Origin of the sequence: Streptomyces sp. NBC_01549 (assembly GCF_026339955.1) — a bacterium.
Taxonomy (GTDB): domain Bacteria; phylum Actinomycetota; class Actinomycetes; order Streptomycetales; family Streptomycetaceae; genus Streptomyces.
The window spans coordinates 2,647,034-2,667,037 of sequence record NZ_JAPEPW010000001.1 but is presented as its reverse complement, the minus strand read 5'-3'; the positions used below and the strand labels follow the sequence as shown (position 1 = coordinate 2,667,037).

At 70.1% G+C, this 20,004-nt stretch carries 19 protein-coding genes and 1 pseudogene; 11 read left to right on the top strand and 9 right to left on the bottom strand.

Features of this window, described 5'->3' with window-relative positions; genetic code table 11:
* Positions 1-161 precede the first annotated feature (161 nt).
* The gene (gene eutB, locus OG819_RS11545; protein WP_266432037.1) at positions 162-1,556 is read left to right on the top strand and encodes an ethanolamine ammonia-lyase subunit EutB; all 1,395 of its coding nucleotides are present in this window, start codon (positions 162-164) and stop codon (positions 1,554-1,556) included.
* Entirely contained in the window at positions 1,553-2,317 is a 765-nt protein-coding gene (gene eutC / locus OG819_RS11540) for an ethanolamine ammonia-lyase subunit EutC (RefSeq protein ID WP_266649247.1), read from the top strand. The genes eutB and eutC overlap by 4 nt, the downstream gene beginning before the upstream one ends.
* A gap of 137 nt (positions 2,318-2,454) precedes the next feature.
* Here the strand turns inward: eutC and OG819_RS11535 are convergent, their stop codons facing one another.
* Positions 2,455-3,369, bottom strand: coding sequence for a diacylglycerol kinase (locus OG819_RS11535; protein WP_266626937.1), 915 nt, complete (start codon positions 3,367-3,369; stop codon positions 2,455-2,457).
* Positions 3,370-3,560: 191 nt separating this feature from the next.
* Between OG819_RS11535 and OG819_RS11530 the strand changes: the two genes are divergently transcribed.
* Positions 3,561-4,844 carry an adenylosuccinate synthase gene (locus OG819_RS11530; RefSeq protein ID WP_266432034.1) on the top strand — a complete coding sequence of 428 codons (1,284 nt, stop codon included), beginning with the start codon at positions 3,561-3,563 and terminating at the stop codon, positions 4,842-4,844.
* 80 nt (positions 4,845-4,924) lie between these two features.
* On the opposite strand, the gene OG819_RS11525 is transcribed toward OG819_RS11530, so the two are convergent.
* The 4 genes from OG819_RS11525 to OG819_RS11510 form a co-directional block, all read right to left on the bottom strand.
* Positions 4,925-5,146 carry a Uma2 family endonuclease gene (locus OG819_RS11525; RefSeq protein WP_266652666.1) on the bottom strand — a complete coding sequence of 74 codons (222 nt, stop codon included), beginning with the start codon at positions 5,144-5,146 and terminating at the stop codon, positions 4,925-4,927.
* Between the two features lie 246 nt (positions 5,147-5,392).
* Entirely contained in the window at positions 5,393-5,698 is a 306-nt protein-coding gene (locus OG819_RS11520) for a hypothetical protein (protein ID WP_266649245.1), read from the bottom strand.
* Between the two features lie 21 nt (positions 5,699-5,719).
* Positions 5,720-5,968 carry a DUF397 domain-containing protein gene (locus OG819_RS11515; protein WP_266649243.1) on the bottom strand — a complete coding sequence of 83 codons (249 nt, stop codon included), beginning with the start codon at positions 5,966-5,968 and terminating at the stop codon, positions 5,720-5,722.
* The gene (locus OG819_RS11510) at positions 5,965-6,804 is read right to left on the bottom strand and encodes a helix-turn-helix transcriptional regulator (RefSeq protein WP_266652664.1); all 840 of its coding nucleotides are present in this window, start codon (positions 6,802-6,804) and stop codon (positions 5,965-5,967) included. Before OG819_RS11510 ends, OG819_RS11515 begins: the two co-directional genes overlap by 4 nt.
* A 124-nt stretch (positions 6,805-6,928) precedes the next feature.
* On the opposite strand from OG819_RS11510, the gene OG819_RS11505 reads away from it, so the two are divergent.
* The 5 genes from OG819_RS11505 to OG819_RS11485 all read left to right on the top strand — a co-directional run bounded on the left by OG819_RS11505 (position 6,929) and on the right by OG819_RS11485 (position 11,254).
* Positions 6,929-7,354: a hypothetical protein gene (locus OG819_RS11505; protein ID WP_266649241.1), complete on the top strand. Its 426-nt coding sequence runs from the start codon at positions 6,929-6,931 to the stop codon at positions 7,352-7,354.
* A 136-nt stretch (positions 7,355-7,490) separates the two neighbouring features.
* Positions 7,491-8,354, top strand: a complete 864-nt coding sequence (locus tag OG819_RS11500; RefSeq protein ID WP_266649239.1) for a hypothetical protein — start codon at positions 7,491-7,493, stop codon at positions 8,352-8,354.
* A gap of 126 nt (positions 8,355-8,480) precedes the next feature.
* Positions 8,481-8,747, top strand: coding sequence for a hypothetical protein (locus tag OG819_RS11495; RefSeq protein ID WP_266584321.1), 267 nt, complete (start codon positions 8,481-8,483; stop codon positions 8,745-8,747).
* Entirely contained in the window at positions 8,744-9,190 is a 447-nt protein-coding gene (locus OG819_RS11490) for a hypothetical protein (protein ID WP_266649237.1), read from the top strand. The genes OG819_RS11495 and OG819_RS11490 overlap by 4 nt, the downstream gene beginning before the upstream one ends.
* 240 nt (positions 9,191-9,430) lie before the next feature.
* On the top strand, positions 9,431-11,254 hold the full coding sequence (locus OG819_RS11485) for a 5'-nucleotidase C-terminal domain-containing protein (protein ID WP_266649235.1): 1,824 nt from the start codon (positions 9,431-9,433) through the stop codon (positions 11,252-11,254).
* A 96-nt stretch (positions 11,255-11,350) separates the two neighbouring features.
* Here OG819_RS11485 and OG819_RS11480 read toward each other — a convergent pair whose 3' ends face one another.
* The 3 genes from OG819_RS11480 to OG819_RS11470 form a co-directional block, all read right to left on the bottom strand.
* Positions 11,351-12,001, bottom strand: a complete 651-nt coding sequence (locus OG819_RS11480) for a hypothetical protein (protein WP_266584327.1) — start codon at positions 11,999-12,001, stop codon at positions 11,351-11,353.
* Between the two features lie 159 nt (positions 12,002-12,160).
* Complete coding sequence (locus tag OG819_RS11475; RefSeq protein ID WP_266649233.1) at positions 12,161-12,856, bottom strand: GntR family transcriptional regulator; 696 nt, start codon at positions 12,854-12,856, stop codon at positions 12,161-12,163.
* Between the two features lie 308 nt (positions 12,857-13,164).
* Positions 13,165-14,520 (bottom strand): aspartate aminotransferase family protein, encoded by a 1,356-nt coding sequence (locus tag OG819_RS11470; protein ID WP_266626955.1) that lies wholly within the window; start codon positions 14,518-14,520, stop codon positions 13,165-13,167.
* Between the two features lie 258 nt (positions 14,521-14,778).
* Here OG819_RS11470 and OG819_RS11465 point away from each other — a divergent pair, with 258 nt between their 5' ends.
* Complete coding sequence (locus OG819_RS11465) at positions 14,779-16,710, top strand: serine/threonine-protein kinase (protein ID WP_266649231.1); 1,932 nt, start codon at positions 14,779-14,781, stop codon at positions 16,708-16,710.
* Positions 16,711-16,820: 110 nt separating this feature from the next.
* Positions 16,821-18,385: pseudogene (locus tag OG819_RS11460) on the top strand (substrate-binding domain-containing protein).
* Between the two features lie 179 nt (positions 18,386-18,564).
* Here the strand turns inward: OG819_RS11460 and OG819_RS11455 are convergent.
* On the bottom strand, positions 18,565-19,305 hold the full coding sequence (locus tag OG819_RS11455; RefSeq protein WP_266649229.1) for an SLATT domain-containing protein: 741 nt from the start codon (positions 19,303-19,305) through the stop codon (positions 18,565-18,567).
* A 315-nt stretch (positions 19,306-19,620) separates the two neighbouring features.
* On the opposite strand from OG819_RS11455, the gene OG819_RS11450 reads away from it, so the two are divergent.
* Positions 19,621-19,962, top strand: a complete 342-nt coding sequence (locus tag OG819_RS11450) for a YbaB/EbfC family nucleoid-associated protein (RefSeq protein ID WP_266432024.1) — start codon at positions 19,621-19,623, stop codon at positions 19,960-19,962.
* Positions 19,963-20,004: the final 42 nt, after the last annotated feature.

Below are 20,004 nucleotides of genomic sequence, written 5' to 3'. Positions count from 1 at the left end.
ATTACGAACCGGAATGCTGCATGAGAAATGAGTCCTGTCACGGGTCGGGGCGTTAAATATATGTCAACCAGACCTTTAGGAGTCCGGGTGGAGCGAACGTCCTTGTTAACTCTCCGCCGGACCGTGGACCGCGCCCGACACCCCTCCGTACGGTCCCTGGCATGAGCACCTACTCCGCCACCCTCGGCGGCCGGACGCACTCCTTCGCCGGTCTCGCACGGCTGCTCGCCGCCGCGAGCCCCGAGCGTTCCGGCGACCGCCTCGCCGGGCTCGCCGCCGACTCCGCGCAGACACGCGTCGCCGCGCGGTGGGCGCTGGCCGAGGTCCCGCTCGCACGGTTCCTCGCCGAGCCGGTGATCCCGTACGAGACCGACGACGTGACCCGCCTCATCATGGACAGCCATGACGCGGCGGCCTTCGCCCCCGTCCGCGGACTCACCGTGGGAGAGTTCCGCGAATGGCTGCTGTCGGACGCGGCGGACGCGCCGGCGCTCGCCGCACTCGCCCCCGGACTGACTCCGGAGATGGTCGCCGCGGTGTCGAAACTGATGGGCAACGCGGATCTGGTGGCGGTCGCCCGCAAGGTCCGGGTCGTCACCGCCTTCCGCTCCACGATCGGCCTCCCGGGCCGCCTGGCCACCCGCCTCCAGCCCAACCACCCCACCGACGACCCCGCGGGCGTGGCGGCGGCCCTGCTGGACGGCCTGCTCCTCGGCTCCGGCGACGCGGTGATCGGCATCAACCCGGCGACGGACAGCCCCCAGGCGGTACGGGACCTGCTGGACCTCCTGGACGGGGTGATCGGCCGTTACTCCATCCCCACCCAGTCGTGCGTCCTGTGCCACGTCACCACCAGCATCGACCTGATGGAACGCGGCGCCCCGGTGGACCTCGTCTTCCAGTCCATCGCCGGTACCCAGGCCGCGAACGCCTCGTTCGGGGTCACGCTGGGGCTCCTGGACGAGGCGCACGAGGCGGCCCGCTCGCTGGACAGGGGCACGGTCGGCTCCAACGCCCTGTACTTCGAGACGGGGCAGGGCAGCGCGCTCTCCGCCGACGCGCACCACGGCGTGGACCAGCAGACGGTGGAGGCACGGGCGTACGCGGTCGCCCGCCGCTACGAACCGTTGCTCGTGAACACGGTGGTCGGCTTCATCGGCCCGGAGTACCTCTACGACGGCCGCCAGATCCTCCGCGCGGCCCTGGAGGACCACTTCTGCGGCAAGCTGCTCGGCCTGCCCATGGGCCTCGACATCTGCTACACCAACCACGCCGACGCCGATGACGACGACATCGCCACGATGCTCACCATGCTCGGCGTCGCCGGCGCCTCCTTCGTGATCTGCACCCCCGGAGGCGACGACATCATGCTCAACTACCAGTCGGCCTCGTACCACGACGCGTTGTACCTGCGCGAGGTACTCGGGCTGCGCCCGGCGCCGGAGTTCGAGGCGTGGCTGGAGCGGATCGGTCTGCTCGACGACGGTGGCGGGATACGGGACGTGGCGGGTACGGGCCATCCGCTGACGGCGATCGGACGGGGGCTGGCGGCATGACGGAACGTCAAGTAATCGCACCGGAGTCGGACACCGCCCTCTGGAACTCCCTGCGCCGGCACACCCAGGCCCGGATCGGGCTGGGGCGGGCGGGCTCGGCGTTGCCCACGCGGCACCGGCTCGAACTGCAGGCCGCGCACGCCGCCGCGCGGGACGCGGTGCACTCGCCGTTCGACCCGGACGTGGTGGCGTCCGCGCTGACGGGTGTGGCGACGATACGGGTGCGCAGTGCCGCCCCCGACCGGCTCACCTATCTCCAGCGCCCCGACCTCGGACGCAGGCTCCACGACGTGGACCGGGCGCACCTGCCCCGCGACGGCTGGGACGTGGTGTTCGTCGTCGCCGACGGGCTGTCCAGCCGGGCGGTGCACGAACATGCGGCGGCCGTGCTGCGCGCGACGACGCAGCGGCTGCCCTCCGACTGGCGCGTCGCTCCCGTCGTGCTCGCCGAGCAGGCGCGGGTGGCTCTCGGCGACGACATCGCGCACACGTTGGGGGCCGGGATGGCGGTCGTCCTCATCGGGGAGCGGCCCGGGATGTCCGCCGCGGATTCGCTCGGCGCGTACCTCACCCACGACCCGCGCCCCGGCCACACCACCGACGCCGACCGCAACTGCCTCTCCAACATCCGTCCGCCCCTCGGCCTGTCCCACGCCGCCGCGGCCACGAAGCTGGCGACGCTGATGCGAAGGGCCCGCGAGCTCGGCCGCACCGGCGTATCCCTGAAGGACGAGTCCGCCCCGGTCCTGCCCCGGCCATAGCCCCGCTTTCAGGGGCGCGGGGAACTGCGCGACCAGCCCCCACCCACCCGCAGCCGACCCACACGCCCGGGGTCGAAGGGGCGGAGCCCCCGGGATGGGACGGGTAGGGGCGGCGGGGGCGAGAACCCCCCGGGAGCTCAGCTCGGCAGCGTAAGCCCCCACCCCCCTTCCCGAACCGTCCACGTCCGCGTCCGCACAGGCCCGGACACCACGGAATCCGCCCGATACCGAAAGTCCGCCCCGGACACGGTCACCCGCCGCCCCACCACCCGCAGTGGCGAAGCCTCCGCCCCCACGGAAACCGGCCGAACCTCCACCTCCGCACCCCCGGAAGCGCCGGGCGTCACGGACACCGTCTCCACCGGCTGGTCCAGATCGACCAGCGTGACCCCGTCGACCTCGACCCGCAGCCGCGAAGGCCCGGGCCCCGGCACGGACGCCACGCGCGTGGGCCGCGCCGCGAGCGTACGGACCAGCGACTGACAGGTCCGCAGCCACGCATGCCCCCCGAGCCCGGAAACCCCACCCCCGAAACCACCGACTCCACCGATACCGCCGATACCGCCGACACCCTCCATGTCGGCCTCGTCGGCGCCCCCCGTCGCCCCGCCCGCCCCCACCGGCGGAATCCGCAAGGCTCCCAACACCACCCCGTCACTCTCGTCGACCAGCAGATCGAGCCGCCGCTCGACCCCGTCGAGCACGGCCCGGGCCGCCGCGACGGCCCCCGTCGGCACCCCCAACGCCCGCGCGAGCGACAACACACCCCCGACCGGCACCAACGACACCCCACATCCGGCCAGGTCCCGCTGTCGGTGCAAAAGGGACACAGCACGCAGGAGGGCCCGGTCGTCACCGACCACGACCGGCCGCCGGGACCCTCTGCGGGCCAGCGCCCGGGCAAATTCCTCGGGCCCTTCCGGCAGGCACACTTTCGTCGTCGCACCCGCGCTGAGCACGTCTTTTGCGATCCGTACTGACTCGCCGTCCGTCCGGCGGGCGACCGGGTCGATGACCACCAGGAGCTGGTCGGAAGCCGCCACCTCGGTCATGCCTCGCTTCCTCGGGTAGCATCTTGGTGCAAGAGCCCCTTGCGCTATTGCGCCAGGGGCTTCGTCTATTCCGGGGCATCCGGTCCGACGGTCGCGGCCAAAGGAGGTCGCCGGCGTACGCAGCCGTATCGAAAACCAGCCGCGTACGTCCCCGACCTTGGACATGCCCCGCCCGGAAGGGGTGTACGCCTGTGCCCGCACTTGTGCTGCTCGGTGCTCAGTGGGGTGACGAAGGCAAGGGAAAGGCCACCGACCTGCTCGGTGGATCCGTGGACTATGTGGTGCGCTACCAGGGCGGCAACAACGCCGGCCACACGGTAGTCGTGGGCGATCAGAAGTACGCCCTCCACCTCCTCCCTTCCGGAATCCTCACACCGGAGTGCACTCCGGTGATCGGAAACGGAGTCGTCGTCGACCCGTCGGTCCTGTTCTCCGAGCTGAACGGACTGAACGAGCGCGGCGTCGACACCTCCAAGCTCCTGATCAGCGGAAACGCTCACATCATCACGCCGTACAACGTCACCGTCGACAAGGTGACGGAACGCTTCCTCGGGAAGCGGAAGATCGGTACGACCGGGCGTGGCATCGGGCCCACCTACGCGGACAAGATCAACCGCGTCGGCATCCGTATCCAGGACCTCTACGACGAGTCGATCCTGACCCAGAAGGTCGAGGCGGCGCTGGAGGTCAAGAACCAGCTGCTGACCAAGCTCTACAACCGCCGTGCCATCGAGGCGGGCCAGGTCGTCGAGGAGCTGCTGGGCTACGCGGACCGGCTCAAGCCGTACGTCGCGGACACCGTCCTGATCCTGAACCAGGCGCTGGAGCAGGACAAGGTCGTGCTCTTCGAGGGTGGCCAGGGCACGCTCCTCGACATCGACCACGGCACGTACCCCTTCGTGACGTCGTCGAACCCGACCGCCGGCGGTGCCTGCACCGGTGCGGGTGTCGGCCCGACGAAGATCAGCCGGGTCATCGGCATCCTCAAGGCGTACACGACCCGTGTCGGCTCGGGCCCGTTCCCGACCGAGCTCTTCGACGAGGACGGCGACGCGCTGCGCCGTATCGGTGGCGAGCGCGGTGTCACCACCGGTCGTGACCGGCGCTGCGGCTGGTTCGACGCGGTCATCGCCCGTTACGCGACCCGTGTGAACGGTCTGACCGACTTCTTCCTCACCAAGTTGGACGTCCTGACCGGCTGGGAGGAGATCCCGGTCTGCGTGGCGTACGAGATCGACGGCAAGCGCGTCGAGGAACTCCCGTACTCGCAGACCGACTTCCACCACGCGAAGCCGGTCTACGAGAACCTCCCGGGCTGGTCCGAGGACATCACCAAGGCGAAGTCCTTCTCCGACCTCCCGAAGAACGCCCAGGCGTACGTCAAGGCGCTGGAGGACATGTCGGGCGCCCCGATCTCCGCGATCGGCGTCGGCCCGGGCCGGACCGAGACGATCGAGATCAACTCGTTCATCTAGTACCGGGTGTGGTGCGCGTGCAGCGCACGCGTTCAGTGCAGGGAGGGGCGTCCGGCCGGGCGCCCCTCTTGCCGTGCGAGTCAGCTCTCTTCGGGCTCTTCCGGTGCCAGGAAGCCCGAGGTGTCGAGCGTGCAGTCGAATGGCGCCGGGATCTGCAGTTTCTCGCCGAACGGCACCGTGAGGCGGGACTCGTACCCCTTGGCGGACGGAGTCCACAGGGCGGTGGCCTGCTCCTCCTGCATGTCGAGGATCAGGTAGACGGGGACGCCTGCCCTGCCGTACGTCTCGACCTTGTCGGTCAGGTCGTCGTCCCGCGTCGAGACGGAGGTCAGCTCCAGCCGTTGGGCACGTTCAGCTCGTCGAGGAGGTCCAGCAACGCCTCGAAGCCGGGGGGCTCAGTGCCGCCTATCGTCGGTCGCTCCAGCATCAGGGTCAGGATGCGCCTTTCTCGTGATGCAGGCCAGTCGCCACTCAACGTATCCATGTCAACACGGCACGTCACGAGATTGGCTATTTCCGTGGCTGCGCAACGAGCGCGGCCCGTCCGGTCAGTGGCGGATCGTCTCGACCCACGCGTACGTGAGGTCGTCCGACGAGATGGTCTCCTTGCCGGATGCCGGATGCCGGATGCCGGATGCCGTGATCGTGCCGGAGCATGCGCAGGCAGACTGTTCCAGGAGTGCGAGGGCGTGGTCCGCCGGGGCGGCGGCGACCGTACGCCGGACGAGTCGTTGTTCTCCATCGACGTGGCGCCGGGCGATGAACGGCTCAGCAAGGTCGTGGCGAAGATCCGCGGTTGGGTCTACATGCCCGGCAAGGGCCCCGGTGTCCTCGTCGACACCCTTGAGCCGCAACGCCGCGAAGCGGTTGGCCAGTCAGCAGGCCTGACCCACGAGAAACACGGCCCAGGCTTCGCCGCTGACGGTGAGGCTTGGGCCGCCGGGGTTCTTGGAGTCGCGGATGTGGATGGAGCGGGGGCCGTGGGGGCAGGCGGCGACTTCGACACAGGCACCGCCACTGTCGTTGCTGTACGACGACTTGCGCCAGGTATAGGCGACTTCGAGGCACTCGCCACCACTGGCGTTGCTGTAGCTGGACTTGAACCACCGCAGTGTGCTGCTCATCGTTGCTCTTCTCCCGCCAACTTCTTGATGAGGCTCAGAGAGTCGTCCGGGCCCAGAGCCTGTGAGCGGATCTTCGCATAGCGGTGCGAGAGTTGGGACGCCTTCGAGGGATCGCTGACCAGGATGCTCTCGTCCTCAATCTCCATGTAGACCACGTGGTGGTGCTCCTTCGTCTCCACCAGAATCATGTCGCCGCGCGCTCCTGCGTGCCCGCCGCGCAACCCACGCTCCAGTGACATCACTTGGATGCTGACATTGTCCCGCTCGGCATCCTTGACGAGCGAGCGCAGTTGATCGCGGTGGATGTCCCAGCTTACGAACGGTCGCCTCAGCACTGCCTCGTCGAGGACCATCTCGATCATCGCGGTCGGGTCCCGATCGAAGAGCGCCTTGCGTGCGATACGGGCCTCGACCAGTTCCTCCACCTTCTCCTCGGACAGCTTTGGATAGCCGCCGCCGATTAGGGCACGGGCGTACTCCTCGGTCTGGAAGAGCCCGTTGACCACGTACGTCTCGTACGCAGAGAGCGTCACGGCACCCGCCTCCATCAACGCGAAGTTCTTGAACTGTGGCGGGTACTTGTCCAGCAGTACGAACCTGCGCGCCTTCTCGAACAGTCCCAGCCCGCCCCCGATCACCTCCTCCAGCTTGACCAGCATCTTGTCGCTCGCGGGCTGCGCGCACGTCTCCATCGCGCTGACCGCCGACGCCGTGTAGCCGATCTGCTGGCCCAACTCCTCCTGTGAAAGCTGGTGTTGCTCTCGGAACGCCTTCGAGATGGCGGCGACCATATGCGCCGTTCCACCCGCCTCGATCTTGTTCTCCGCCCGCGCCATTGCGGTCACCCCCGGACTCAACCGAACTCAACCGGTCACCAGTAGCCCACGCCGACCCCCGACCGTTACCGAGAGTCGACGCAGAGTCATGGAAACGCTAGCCCCGCCTGCGGAAACTGTCCCCATGGATACACAAAGTCACGAAACAAACCTCGCTGAACCCCCATTCATCCCTGACTGGATCCCCGTCACCGGCATTCAACTCCGCAAGGCCGGTGTTCAGTTCGACGCCGTACGCGTGGACGGCGACACCGGTCGCCAAGTCGCCGACGCCCTCGCGAAGATGACGGGCGGTGATCCCGGCCCGGTCGTCGAGGAGGCGAACGGGCGCCGCGCGGTGTACTTCCTGGTCCCGGCCGGCAGCACCTCGCACCACACCTGGCCCGACGGAGTCACGAGACTCACCGCAGGCCCGCAGCACATCTCCTACGTCCCCGTCCCGGCCCTGGGCGGCCAGACCTGGCCCCTGAGCTGGCGCTATCGCCCCCGCGCCGACGGCGGCCTGGTCCACGCCCTGCTCCTGCGCTCGGCGCTTCACTCCCAGGGGTGAAGAACGCGAAGGTCTGCCGGGGAAAAGGGAGTTCGGCTTGCGTTGGTCGCTCTGAGTGCCCATAGAGTCACGCCAACGAAACGCCCCCGCGGTGCGCCAACACCCGGGGGCTCGACACCAGGAGAAGCACCTCCAGATGCGTATTCATCGTACGACGCCCACGCGCGCTTTTTCGGTCTTCAGCAACGCCCTCCTCCGCGACCGGAGCCTCTCCTGGTGCGCGGTTGGCGTACTGACGTACCTCCTGAGCCTCCCGAACGGCGCCCGTGCCACCATTCGCACGCTCGCCGAGCAGCGCAAGGAGGGGCGGGCGCGGATCGCGGCCGCCTTGCGGGAGCTGGAGGAATCCCGGTATCTGCGGCGGGTGGTCCGCAAGGATGGGGAGTCGGGTCAACTCTTCACCGTGTACGAGGTGTTCGATACCCCGTACGGCAACGAGCCCCCTGCGGGTGAACCCGAAAAAGTCGAGAACCTGGCCTCCGGTGAGTCGGACGTCGCCGGGGCGGGCGATCTCCCTTCGGGAGAAAAAACCCGGGAACAAGAACCTCCCTCCCCGCCACCCGAGCCCGAGCCCGAGGGCAAGGGCAAGGGTGAGCGCGAGGTCGCGCCGACCGCGCGCACGGCGCTCGCCGCGAAGCTGCTCGGCTCGCTCGGCCGCGCGGAACCCCGGCTCGCCCTCGGTGGTGCCGAGGCGCTGCGGCTCGCGCCGCTGGTGGAGGACTGGTGGGAGCGGGGTGCGACGAGCGCCCAGGTGCGGTCCGCGTTGACACAGGGGCTGCCGTCCCCGGTGTACTCGGCCCGCGCCCTCGTCGAGGACCGCCTGCGCCGCAAGCGCCCGGCGGCCCCTGAGTCGGCTGAACCGACAGCCGCTCCGGCCACGACCGTCGAGATCCGCACCCTCGACTTCCGTAAGCCCGGCGCATCCGCCTACCGGGAAGCCGCCCGGCGCGGCGGCGCACTGGCCCGCGCGCTGCTGACTGGGCGACCGGAGCCGGCGTAGGGCCCGAGAAGACTCCCGGTGCGCAACCGCGCGGCCGGGTCCCCGAGAGAAACCAAGAGAAACGGACTGCCGATGACCGTCACACTCGCACGCCCAGAGGCGGTATACCGTCGGTATACTGGCGCCATGGCTGACACCACGATCAAGGTCGACCCCGCCGTCCGGGACCGCCTCCTGGAGCTGGCTCGGGAGCGAGGCATCACCATGCGTGACCTCGTGGCCGAGTTGGCCGGGGCCACGCCCACCAAGGAAGAGCTGCGGAAGCGGTACGAGGAGACCAGGGCGTACGTCGAGGACCACTTCCTGGGCAGGCCGTACACGGAGGAGGACGAGAAGGCCGGTGAGAAGCTGTGGGCCGACCTCGAGGCCGGACGCATCGGAGAGGTCCAGTGACGGAGAAGGAGCGGTACCCGCTGCCGCGTGCCGTCATCCTCGACGACACCGCCGCGCTCGCGCTCGGTGCGGGGAACAGCATGGCCTCCCGGCTCGTCGTCGAGGCTGAGAAGGATCCGGCCCTGCGGGTCTACGTCCCGGCGCTCAGCCTGGCCGTCGCCGAACGCGAGCGGGCGGGAGTGGCCGAACACGTCGGTGCGCTGCCGTCCGTCCACATCGAGGGCCTCGACTTCGCGGCGGCGGCCGCAGTGGGCAAGCGCCTGAGGACCGCTGCCTCCGGGGGCGAGGAGCAGAGCGACAAGGGTGAGCCGGACTGGAGCGGTGCCCATGTGCTGCACCTCGCTCTGCCCACCGTCGACTGGCCTCGTGGCCGCCCCGTCCTGACAAGGACCCCCACCCGATACCGGGGTACGGGCATCCGCACGATCCGCATCGTCGAGTAGGGCCGACGGCGCGACGGCGCCCCCGGCGAAGCTTCGGCCGACCCTAGGGCGCCGCCCGCGCCATGCCCATCCTTGACCTGGACATGGCCTGTTCCTGGTTCCCGGCGGCCCGGGACGCGGCGACGATCTACGCGTGTAGTGCACGTAGCACCAGTAGTGCACATGTAGTGCCCGAAGTCCCCGCACGGCTCGCGCAGTTGCTCCCGTCAGCCAAGTCCCAGCCAGTCCCAGGAGACACGTATGCCCGTCAATCCCATGAACCGCCGGGAGTTCGTGAAGAAGTCGGCCGTCACCGGGGCGGCCGTCACGGTCGCGGGGGCCGTCGCCGCGACCCCGGCCCAGGCTCAGGCCCCGAACCACAAGCCCGAAAAGGCGCCCCGTACCTGGTCGTTCTCCATCCTGGGCACCACCGACCTGCACAGCCACGTCTTCGACTGGGACTACTACACGGACGCGGCGTACAAGGACAGCAAGGGCAACTCCGTGGGCGTCGCCCGCGTCGCCACCCTCATCAAGCAGCAGCGCGCCGCCAAGGGCGAGGAGCGCGTCCTGCTCGTCGACGCCGGCGACATCATCCAGGGCACCTCGCTGGCGTACTACTACGCGCGCGTGGACCCGATCGTCCCCGCCACCGGCAAGCACGGGCCCAAGCACCCGATGGCCGTCGCCATGAACGCCATGCGCTACGACGCCGCCGCGCTCGGCAACCACGAGTTCAACTACGGCATCGAGACCCTGCGCAAGTTCGAGAAGCAGTGTCACTTCCCGCTGCTCGGCGCCAACGCGCTGGACGCCAAGACCCTGCGCCCGGCCTTCCAGCCGTACACCGTGAAGCGCGTCCGCGTCCCCGGCGCCCCGGACATCAAGGTCGGCATCCTCGGCCTCACCAACCCGGGCATCGCCCTGTGGGACAAGGACAACGTCTCCGGGAAGATGGCGTTCACCGGGCTCGTCGAGCAGGCGAAGAAGTACGTACCGCGGATGCGCGCCCTCGGCTGCGACGTCGTGTTCCTCACCGACCACTCGGGCCTGGACGGCAGTTCGTCGTACGGCGACGAGCTGCCGTACGTCGAGAACGCCTCGAACCTCGTCGCCCAGCAGGTTCCCGGCATCGACGCGATCCTCGTCGGTCACACGCACGTCGAGGTCTCGTCGTACACGGTGAAGAACGAGCAGACCGGCAAGGACGTCGTCCTCTCCGAGCCGTACTGCTGGGGCATGCGCCTGACCGTCTTCGACTTCGAGCTCGAACTCCACCACGGACAGTGGAAGGTGACGAGCACCAAGGCGCAGACCCTCAACAGCAACACGGTCGAGGAGGACCCGGAGATCGCCAGGCTCCTCAAGGCCGACCACGACCTGGTCGTGAAGTACGTGAACACGCCGGTGGGCACCTGTACCGCGGACCTCTCCGCGGCCGAGGCCTGCTGGAAGGACGTCCCGGTGATGGACTTCATCCACCAGGTCCAGATGGCGACGGTCGCCTCCGGCCTGTCCACCGCCGATGCCGCCCTCCCCCTGATCTCCGTCGCCGCGCCCTTCAGCCGCACCGCCGACATCCCGGCGGGCAACGTCACCATCCGCGACGTGGCAGGGCTCTACATCTACGACAACACCCTGTACGGCAAGAAGCTCACGGGCGCCCAGCTCAAGGACTACCTGGAGTACGCGGCGAAGTACTACTACCGGGTCCCGTCCGGCACGAAGGTGGACACCGCCACCCTCACCAACGCCAACAGCTTCTGGGACTACATGTACGACACCGCCGCCGGGGTCGAGTACGACATCGACATCGCGCAGGCCGAAGGTTCGCGCATCAAGAATCTCACCTGCAAGGGCGCGGCCGTCGCCGACGACCAGGTCTTCGTCGTCGCCGTCAACAACTACCGCGCCAACGGGGGCAGCGGCTACCCGCACATCGCGGCCGCCGACATCGCCTACAGCTCCACCAACGAGATCCGCCAGCTGATGATCGACTACGTCACGTCCAAGGGCAGCCTCGGCCCGGCGGACTTCGCGGTCACCAACTGGAAGCTGACACAGGACGGGACGCCGGTGTTCTAAGCCGTAGCGCCCCCTCTCTTTTGAGGCCGGGGCCGCCGACCGGATCACCCGGCCGACGGCCCCACCCCTAGGACCTGTCCGGCCGGGGTGTGCGCCTCAGCTGAAGATGATCATCGATCCTTGGGCGAGGCTGCGGGTCGCCGCCGCGTGCAGGCCGAGCCACACATGCCGCTCGCGCGCGAACGGGCTCGCGTCGTACGGGGCGGGCGCGGCCGGCTCCTCCAGATCGGTGGGAGCCATGGGCGGCTGCGGGGCGGCCGGCGGGTTCGCCGGGTCGATGCCGATCGACGGGGCCACGAACTCCAGCTCGCGCAGCAGTGTCTGGGAGGAGCCCAGGGGGCCGCCTCCGGCGAGGAGTTCGTCGTTGGCGAGCGGGTGCGGGAAGTCGACCGGGACGTACGCGCCCGCGTGGTCGTAGTGCCACACGAGGTGGGACTGCTGGGCGTTCGTCTCGAACATCTCCAGCAACTGCTCGTAGTCACCCCCCAGTTCGTCCACCGGGGTCACCGCGAGGCCGCACATCTGGAGCAGATACGCCCGGCGCAGGAAGTGCAGCGCGTCGTAGTCGAAACCGGCGACCGGGGCCACGTCGCCGGACAGCCCCGGCATGTACGCGTACACCGGGACCGGCGGAAGTCCGGCCTCGCCCAGCGCCTTGTCGTAGAGCGCCAGTTCCTCGGCGAAGGGGTTGTCAGGGGTGTGGCACAACACGTCGACGAGCGGGACCAGCCACAGGTCACAGGCCAACAGACGGCTCCTCTAGCTCCTTGGGAAGCACGGTGGTCAGGGAAGCGTAATGGGTGGGACCCGTCCTCAGTCCCCCCTCGTGCCGATCCCTTCCCCACACCTCGTGTGCCCACCTGTCGCACCGGCGCACACCTCTCCCGCCACGACCGCACGTCGCGCTCATCCGGCGGCCAGGCGTTCGAGGAGCGCGAGGGAGTGCTCGTTGTACGCGGCGATGATCGCGTGCGCCCCGTCCGGATCGCGACGGGCCAGCGCGTCCACGAGCTCCGTGTGGCCTGCCCACAGGTGGCCCTTCAGATCCTCCACCCGGCGCAGGTGCTGCACCGTGCACACCCAGGACTGGACGCGCAGGCGGTGCAGGAAGTCGGCGAGGTAGAGGTTGCCGAAGAGGGCGCTCAGTTCGCGCCAGAAGCGCAGGTCGTAGCCGATGAGGATGTTCAGGTCGCCGGCCGTCGCGGCGCGCTGGGCCTCCTCGCCGCGGCGGCGGACGCCGACGAGGGCCGCGACGGTGCGCGGATCGTCGGCCTGCGCCATGCCTCCGCGGAGGAGACTCTGGAACATCCCGTCGGTGACCAGACTCCGGGCCTCGATCATGCCGCGGTAGTCGGCCAGCGAGTACTCGTGCACGCGGAAGCCACGGTGCTGGTCCGCCTCCAGGAGGCCCTGGGCCGACAGATCGACGAGAGCCTCGCGAACGGGGGTCGCGGAGACGCCGTACTGCTCGGCGATCTCCTTCACCGTGAACGCCTGCCCGGGCCGGAGTCGGCCTGCCAGCACCTCGTCGCGAAGCGCGTCCGCGATCTGCTGCCGCAGGGTGCTACGGGTCACGGCGCCGTTGCCGCCGATGCCGGGCATGGTCTCTCGCTCCCTCATCACGTACGGGCGCACCTACGCGCGCTCTCTCTATGAGCACGCCACCTTACGCGGACCCGAGCACCCTGGGGGCGCGGGGAACTGCGCGACCAACCCCCACCGGCCGTCAGCCGAAGAACTTCGGCGGGCGGGGGATGTGGGGCGAAGCCCCACCCCTGGGGGCGCGGGGAACTACGCGACCAACCCCCGCCCGCCCGCAATCGAAGGAACCACCTCGGGGGTCTGGGGGCGGAGCCCCCAGGTACGGATGTGACGGGTAGGGGCGGCGGGGGTGAGAAGCCCCCGCACGGTCACGCGGTGTACTCGTCCGCCACCGACAACGCCTCGTCCAGCACCGCAAGCCCCTCCTTCGCCTCCCCCTCGGAGACATTGCACGGCGGCACGACATGAGTCCGGTTCATGTTGATGAACGGCCACAGCCCCCGCGCCTTCGCCGCCGCCCCGAACGCGACCATCGGCCCATTGGCCTCCCCGGCGGCGTTGTAGGGCACCAGCGGCTCCCGCGTCTCCCGGTCCTTGACCAGCTCCAGCGCCCAGAACACCCCCGTACCGCGCACCTCACCCACACTGGGATGCCGGGAGGCGAGCTCCCGCAGCCCGGGCCCGAGCACCGTCTCCCCGATCCGCGCGGCCTGCTCGACGATGCCCTCCTCCTCCATCACGTTGATGGTGGCGACGGCGGCGGCACAGGCCAGCGGATGCCCGGAGTACGTGAGCCCCCCGGGGTAGGGCCGCCGGGCGAAGGTCTCCGCGATCGCCGAGGAGATCGCGACGCCGCCCAGCGGGACGTAGCCCGAGTTCACGCCCTTCGCGAAGGTCATGAGGTCCGGCGTCACCTCGTAGTGGTCCGCCGCGAACCACTTCCCGGTACGCCCGAACCCCGCCATGACCTCGTCCAGGATGAAGACGATCCCGTACTGGTCGCAGAGCGCGCGGACCCCCGCGAGATAGCCCGGCGGCGGCGTCATGATCCCCGCCGTCCCCGGAATCGTCTCGAGGATGATGGCCGCGACGGTCCCCGGCCCCTCGAAGACGATGGTGTCCTCCAGGTGCTGCAGCGCCCGCTCGCACTCCTGCCGCTCACTGTCGGAGTGGAAGGGGGAGCGGTAGAGGAACGGCGCCCAGAAGTGGACGACCCCCGCCGCGCCGCTGTCGTTCGGCCAGCGCCGCGGGTCACCGGTGAGGTTGATCGCGGTGGAGGTGGCCCCGTGGTACGAGCGGTACGCGGAGAGCACCTTCGGACGGCCGGTGTGCAGCCGGGCCATACGCGTGGCGTTCTCGACGGCCTCCGCGCCACCGTTGGTGAAGAAGATCTTGTCCAGGTCGCCCGGGGTCCGCTCGGCGATCAGCCGGGCCGCCTCCGAACGGGCCTCCACGGCGAAGGCGGGCGCGAACGTGGACAGGGTCGCCGCCTGTTCCTGGATCGCGGCGACGACCTTCGGGTGCTGGTAGCCGATGTTGGTGAAGACGAGCCCGCTGGTGAAGTCCAGATACCGCTTGCCTTCGTAGTCCCAGAAATACGACCCCTCCGCGCCGGCCACGGCGAGCGGGTCGATGAGCTCCTGCGCGGACCAGGAGTGGAACACGTGCGCGCGGTCCGCGGCCTTCACAGCGGCGCCGACCTGGGGGTTGGGCTGAGGAGTCATGCGCCGAAGCGTAAATGTCCACGGAGGGGGCGCGATATCGACGTCCTGTCTGTCACCGGGGGCTTTCCACGACAGTCTGTCGGGCTTGGGCGCCGGCAGGGCGCTGGGCGAGACGAGATCGACGGGGCCGCGACGGACGTCACGAAAACGCCGGGTGCTGTTACTGAACCGTAGACAGCGCCCCACCCACCGCCCCGTAGGGCCGCACTATCCTCGGGCTCGGGCGGTTGCACAGGCACGGGGGAGGGCGACACGACGATGGAGAAACTGGGGGCGGGGGAGCCGCAGCAGATCGGGGCGTACCGACTGCTCGCGCGGCTCGGTGCCGGCGGCATGGGGCGCGTCTATCTGGCCCGCTCCGACCGGGGCCGCACCGTCGCCGTGAAGCTGGTGCGCGAGGAGCTCGCCGCGCAGGAGGAGTTCCGGGCCCGCTTCCGCCAGGAGGTGCAGGCCGCGCGCCGGGTCGGCGGCCACTGGACCGCGCCCGTCCTCGACGCGGACACCGAGGCCGCTGTCCCGTGGGTGGCGACCGGATATGTCGCAGGACCGTCCCTCCAGACCGTCGTGGGCCACGACCACGGAGCGCTACCGGAACGTTCCGCCCGCATCCTCGCGGCCGGACTCGCCCACGCCCTCAAGGACATCCACGCCGCCGGGCTCATCCACCGCGACCTCAAGCCCTCCAACGTCCTCGTGACCATCGACGGCCCGCGCGTCATCGACTTCGGTATCGCGCGCGCCCTGGAGACCGTCACCGACGGCGGCCTCACCCGCACCGGCGCCCTCGTCGGCTCGCCTGGGTTCATGGCGCCCGAGCAGGTCCGCGGCGACCGTGTCACGCCCGCGTGCGACATCTTCTGCCTGGGCTCGGTCCTCTCCTACGCCGCCACCGGCGCCCTGCCCTTCGGGGCGGCGGGCAGCGGAGTGCACGCGATGATGTTCCGCATCGCGCAGGAGGATCCCGACCTGGACGGCGTACCGGAGGGCCTCGCCGACCTCGTACGGCACTGTCTGCGCAAGGACCCCGCCGCCCGCCCCGGCCTCGACGAGATCCTGGAGCGCATCGGAGCGCAGGACACCGTCGTGGACGGGCGGTCCCGCGACCCGTGGCTGCCGAGCGCGCTCGTGGCCCAACTCGGGCGGCACGCCGTGCGGTTGCTGGACACGGAGAACCCGGACGAGCGCCCCGCACCGGCCCCGGCGCCGCCCGCGCACCAGGGCGCCGTCCCCGCTCCGGAACCGGCCCAGGGATCCGCCCCGGCGGCCCTGGACCTGTCCAAGCCCTCGGCCGCACCCACCCCCGCTCCCGCCCCCGAGGTCGCTCCGGAGCACGCCGCCACCCCGCCCCCGCCCGGAGGACCGGCCTCGACGGACCACTTTCCGACGCTGATCGCGGGCGCCGGCCAGGCGCCCCCACCGGCCGCGCCGCCCGCCGCGCACCCCGCGTACGGCCATCCCCAGCAGCACCCGAACCCCACGGGCCCGCCCGCGTACGGCTATCCGCAGGGGGGCTGGGGCGCTCCCGGCTCGTACGGCCCGACGCCGCCGTACGGACCGGGCATGCCCACGACGCCGTACGGCCCCACGGGCGTCCCCGAGCCCGAGCCGCCGCGCAGAAGCGGCCGCTCCACCGCCGCCCTGATCGCCGTGGCGCTGGTCGTCGCGCTCGGCGCGGGCGGTTCCGTCTACGCGCTGATGCAGGGCGGCACGGCCAAGGGCACCGACGACGCGAAGGCGTCCTCGCCCGCGTCCACGACCCCGAACGCCCCCAACTCACCTTCTTCCCTTCCCTCCTCTCCCTCCGATTCCGCCTCGCCCCGGACATCCCAGGGCGGCACGATCCCGGAGGGGTTCCTCGGCACCTGGGATGCCTCCATCGACAACGCGACGGGCCACAACACCCGCCAACTCACCATCCAGCAGGGCGGGGTGGGTGACACGGTCCTCTCGCTCGTCGCGGACGGCCCGTCCGGCAGCAGCACCTACCACTGCGTCTTCCGAGCCAGACTGACGGCAGCTCCCGGCGCCGGCGGTCCTCTGGTGATCGGCCCTTCCGAAGTCACCGGCGGCGCACCGATCTCCTCCTGTTCTCCGGGTGCCGCCTCCGAGATCACTCTCCTGTCGGACGGCCGGTTGCGCCGGGTGAACACGGGCTCGGGCGAGTCGTTGACGTACACGAAGAGCGGCTGACGAGTCGTCAGTTCGGCTGAACGGTCGCCGAACTTCACCTGGCGTACGCCGGGCGTTCCCGCCCCGAGCCGTACGGTGACCGCACCTTGGGCTCGGGGGAGTGGCTCGCGATGGAGTGGCTGAGCGCGGAGAACATTGTGGCCGTGGGGACCGCCGTGATCGGCGTCGCCGCCTCCGCGGTGATGGTCTGGTACGAACGCCGGGTGCCGCGGCGCTGGGGGCACCGCCCACGCCCTTAAGGCAGTGAGGGAGGATCGGCTACCGGGTGCAGATGGACAACCCGATTGGCGACGACGTGCGTTCGGGGCGCGCCAACGTACGGCTCGGGCTGTTCGACGAGACGCCGGGCATGATGGACGCCACCCTCGTGCTGCTGCGGATCGAGAACGACGGTTCGCAGAGCATCGCCGGCGACGACTACACGAGCCGTGAACGTCACGGTCTGACGGCCGTGTTCACCGACCGCACCATCCGCGGTGTGTCGGTCACCCAGCCGCCCGGCACCGACCACCTCATGGACCACTTCACCCCCGCCGCGGGCCTCAGTTACGAGAACGGCGTCCTGCGCATCCCGCGCGTCCCGCTCAACCGGGGCGAGCACTTCAAGCTCCTCGTACTGCTGTCGGGCGGGGACGTGGGGCGCGAGATACGGCTCATCGGCGGGCTGCGGGACGGCGAGGTCAGCCCCAACCGCAGTACGACACCGGACGACCAGCCGCCCCTCTTCAGCCGGGCGGCCCGGCTGATCACCGTGCTGCTGACCGCGTGTGTCGTCACGCTCGCGCTGATCGTCGTGCTGCGGGACGACTCCTGGCCGCCGATCGGCTGCGAGAAGGGCACGCTCACCGTTACCGGATCGACCGCCTTCGCGCCCGTGATGAGCGAGCTGGCGAAGAAGTACGAGCAGGACTGCGAGGGCGCCGACATCGTGGTCGACGCGCACGGGAGCACGGCGGGCGTGGGTGAACTCGGCGAAGCCGGCGCCAAGTCGGCGAAGGGCGCGCCGCCCGTCGACGCCCTCTCCGACGGGCCCAAGCCGAGCGGGTTCCCGCAACTGCGTGAGAACCGGGTCGCGGTCTCGGTCTTCACCCTGATCGTGAACGACGACCTGCCCGTCCGGAACCTGTCGCTCGCCGACGTACGCCGCCTCTACCGCGGCGAGATCAAGAACTGGAAGCAGCTGGGCGGCCCCGACCGCCCGGTGCTCCTCATCAGCCGGGACGCCAACTCCGGCACCCGCCAGGTCTTCCAGCGCCGGGTCCTGGGCCGCGGGGAAATCGCCAACTCCTCCCTGGACTGCGTCCACAAGGACGACGCGACGGCGCCGGTCGTGCGGTGCGAACTCGACTCCACGGAGCGGGTGCTGAGCACGGTGGCCGGGTTGCCCGGGGCGATCGGCTACAGCGAACTGAACCTCGCCACCGGCTACAAGGGCCTGCACCAGCTCACCCTCGACGGTCACACCGCGTCCGTGGAGGACCTGGAACACGGCACGTCCTCCTACCCGTACCGCGAGATCGAGTACGCCTACACCTACGGCCAGCCGCCCGCCGACTCCCTCGCCTCCAGCTTCCTCACCTACATCAGCCGCGGCAACGGCCAGGACGTCATCCGCACCCACGGCCACCTGCCGTGCGGTACCCCGGTGGGCCTGAAGATCTGCGGTACGAACTGATCCCACGGACGATCGCCCCGCATCTTCAGCCCGTCCGGCGTTTGAGGACGAGCCCTTCGGGCGATGCGGGGGTCCGGGGGTGGAGCCCCTGGCGGGGTGCAGGGGTGGAGCCCCTGGCGGGGTGCAGAGGTGGAGCCCCTGGGGATGGGACGGGTAGGGGCGGCGGGGGCGGGAAACCGCTAGCGCGGCTCAGGGGGACGCTGGCGGGGCATGTTCGGGCGCGTACCCGGCGGCAGCGGCAGCCGTCCGGCCGGTGCGCCCTCCGACCGAGGCGCCCCGGCCAGGGACGACTGGATACCCAGCGGCGCAGGCCCCGTCCGGAACTCCACCATCCAGTCCGCCGTCTCCACGCGCACCAACTCGGTCACATCCTCCGAAAACCTGCGCAACACCCCCAGACACCGATCCGCCGCCTCACTGGCGGTCCCCTCCGTCGGCCCCAGAACCTCCCGCACACTCTCCGACGCCCAGTCGAACTGCAACGCCTGCAACCGCCGCTGTACGGCCTGCGCGGTCGCCACGTCCCTTATCCACCCGGAGGTCACCCCGAAGAACCGGTCCCCGGCGACGCACGCGACCCCGAGCAGCAGCGCGAGATACCCCCAGGGGGCGACCCCGCCGACCACTCCCGTGAGGTCCAGCAGGGGAAGCGCGGCCCCGGCCACCGCCCCCGTCGCCGCCCCGCCCCGCAGCGCACGCGCCCCCCGCCGCTTCCACACGCGGTCCTCGAGATACCAGGACGCCGTGTCGAGCGCCCCCCGTTCCACCCACCGGTACAACTCATGGAGCCGCTCGGCCGGCTCCCCCCAGTCCCCGAGCGGAAACGTCCGGCCGGTCAGATCACCCGGCCGGGTCCCCGCGGCCCCGTCGTCCCGCCCGTCCTGGGGCGGCCCCTCGGGCTGCATCTCCGGCTGGCTCACCCGGCACTCCCTACTGGAGAAGGACGACGAAGGACGAAGCTGTTGCTGTTGATGTCGCTGATGACGTTGTGTCTGGTGACGTTGTGTGATGTCAAGTGACGCGTGGTGCCGAAGCGCCGCCCCCTTCCTACCGCCCAATGGGTGGCGATGGCCCGAGTTTCGCCGCTTTTCCGCCCGGAAGAGGGTCTTGATCAGGTATGGGCTTCGGGGTCGTCTCACTCGAAAGAGTGCTTGGGCGACGGCCCCGCCAACCACGTAGGCTCTGTCTGAACGGGAAAAGCCCGTCCAGACAGCCGTACGAACCAGGAGCTGATCGTGATTCCCGGTGGTGGCCAGCCCAACATGCAGCAGCTGCTCCAGCAGGCCCAGAAGATGCAGCAGGACCTCGCCAACGCGCAGGAGGAACTCGCGCGCACCGAGGTCGAAGGACAGGCGGGCGGCGGTCTGGTGAGGGCGACGGTGACGGGCTCGGGCGAGCTGCGTGCCCTGGTCATCGACCCGAAGGCCGTGGACCCCGAGGACACCGAGACCCTCGCCGACCTGGTCGTCGCGGCGGTCCAGGCGGCCAACGAGAACGCCCAGGCGCTCCAGCAGCAGAAGCTCGGCCCCCTCGCCCAGGGCCTCGGCGGCAGCGGCATTCCCGGCCTGCCCTTCTAAGACCGGCGGTGGCCAACTACCGTACGTACTGAAAGATTCCAG

What these genes read in the sequence shown, in the direction of transcription:
- eutB (WP_266432037.1), top strand. Translation starts at nt 162, where the DNA reads ATGAGCACCTACTCCGCCACCCTCGGCGGCCGGACGCACTCCTTCGCC.
- eutC (WP_266649247.1), top strand. Translation starts at nt 1,553, where the DNA reads ATGACGGAACGTCAAGTAATCGCACCGGAGTCGGACACCGCCCTCTGG.
- OG819_RS11535 (WP_266626937.1), bottom strand. Translation starts at nt 3,369, where the DNA reads ATGACCGAGGTGGCGGCTTCCGACCAGCTCCTGGTGGTCATCGACCCG.
- OG819_RS11515 (WP_266649243.1), bottom strand. Translation starts at nt 5,968, where the DNA reads ATGAGCAGCACACTGCGGTGGTTCAAGTCCAGCTACAGCAACGCCAGT.
- OG819_RS11510 (WP_266652664.1), bottom strand. Translation starts at nt 6,804, where the DNA reads ATGGCGCGGGCGGAGAACAAGATCGAGGCGGGTGGAACGGCGCATATG.
- OG819_RS11505 (WP_266649241.1), top strand. Translation starts at nt 6,929, where the DNA reads ATGGATACACAAAGTCACGAAACAAACCTCGCTGAACCCCCATTCATC.
- OG819_RS11500 (WP_266649239.1), top strand. Translation starts at nt 7,491, where the DNA reads ATGCGTATTCATCGTACGACGCCCACGCGCGCTTTTTCGGTCTTCAGC.
- OG819_RS11495 (WP_266584321.1), top strand. Translation starts at nt 8,481, where the DNA reads ATGGCTGACACCACGATCAAGGTCGACCCCGCCGTCCGGGACCGCCTC.
- OG819_RS11485 (WP_266649235.1), top strand. Translation starts at nt 9,431, where the DNA reads ATGCCCGTCAATCCCATGAACCGCCGGGAGTTCGTGAAGAAGTCGGCC.
- OG819_RS11475 (WP_266649233.1), bottom strand. Translation starts at nt 12,856, where the DNA reads ATGCCCGGCATCGGCGGCAACGGCGCCGTGACCCGTAGCACCCTGCGG.
- OG819_RS11470 (WP_266626955.1), bottom strand. Translation starts at nt 14,520, where the DNA reads ATGACTCCTCAGCCCAACCCCCAGGTCGGCGCCGCTGTGAAGGCCGCG.
- OG819_RS11465 (WP_266649231.1), top strand. Translation starts at nt 14,779, where the DNA reads ATGGAGAAACTGGGGGCGGGGGAGCCGCAGCAGATCGGGGCGTACCGA.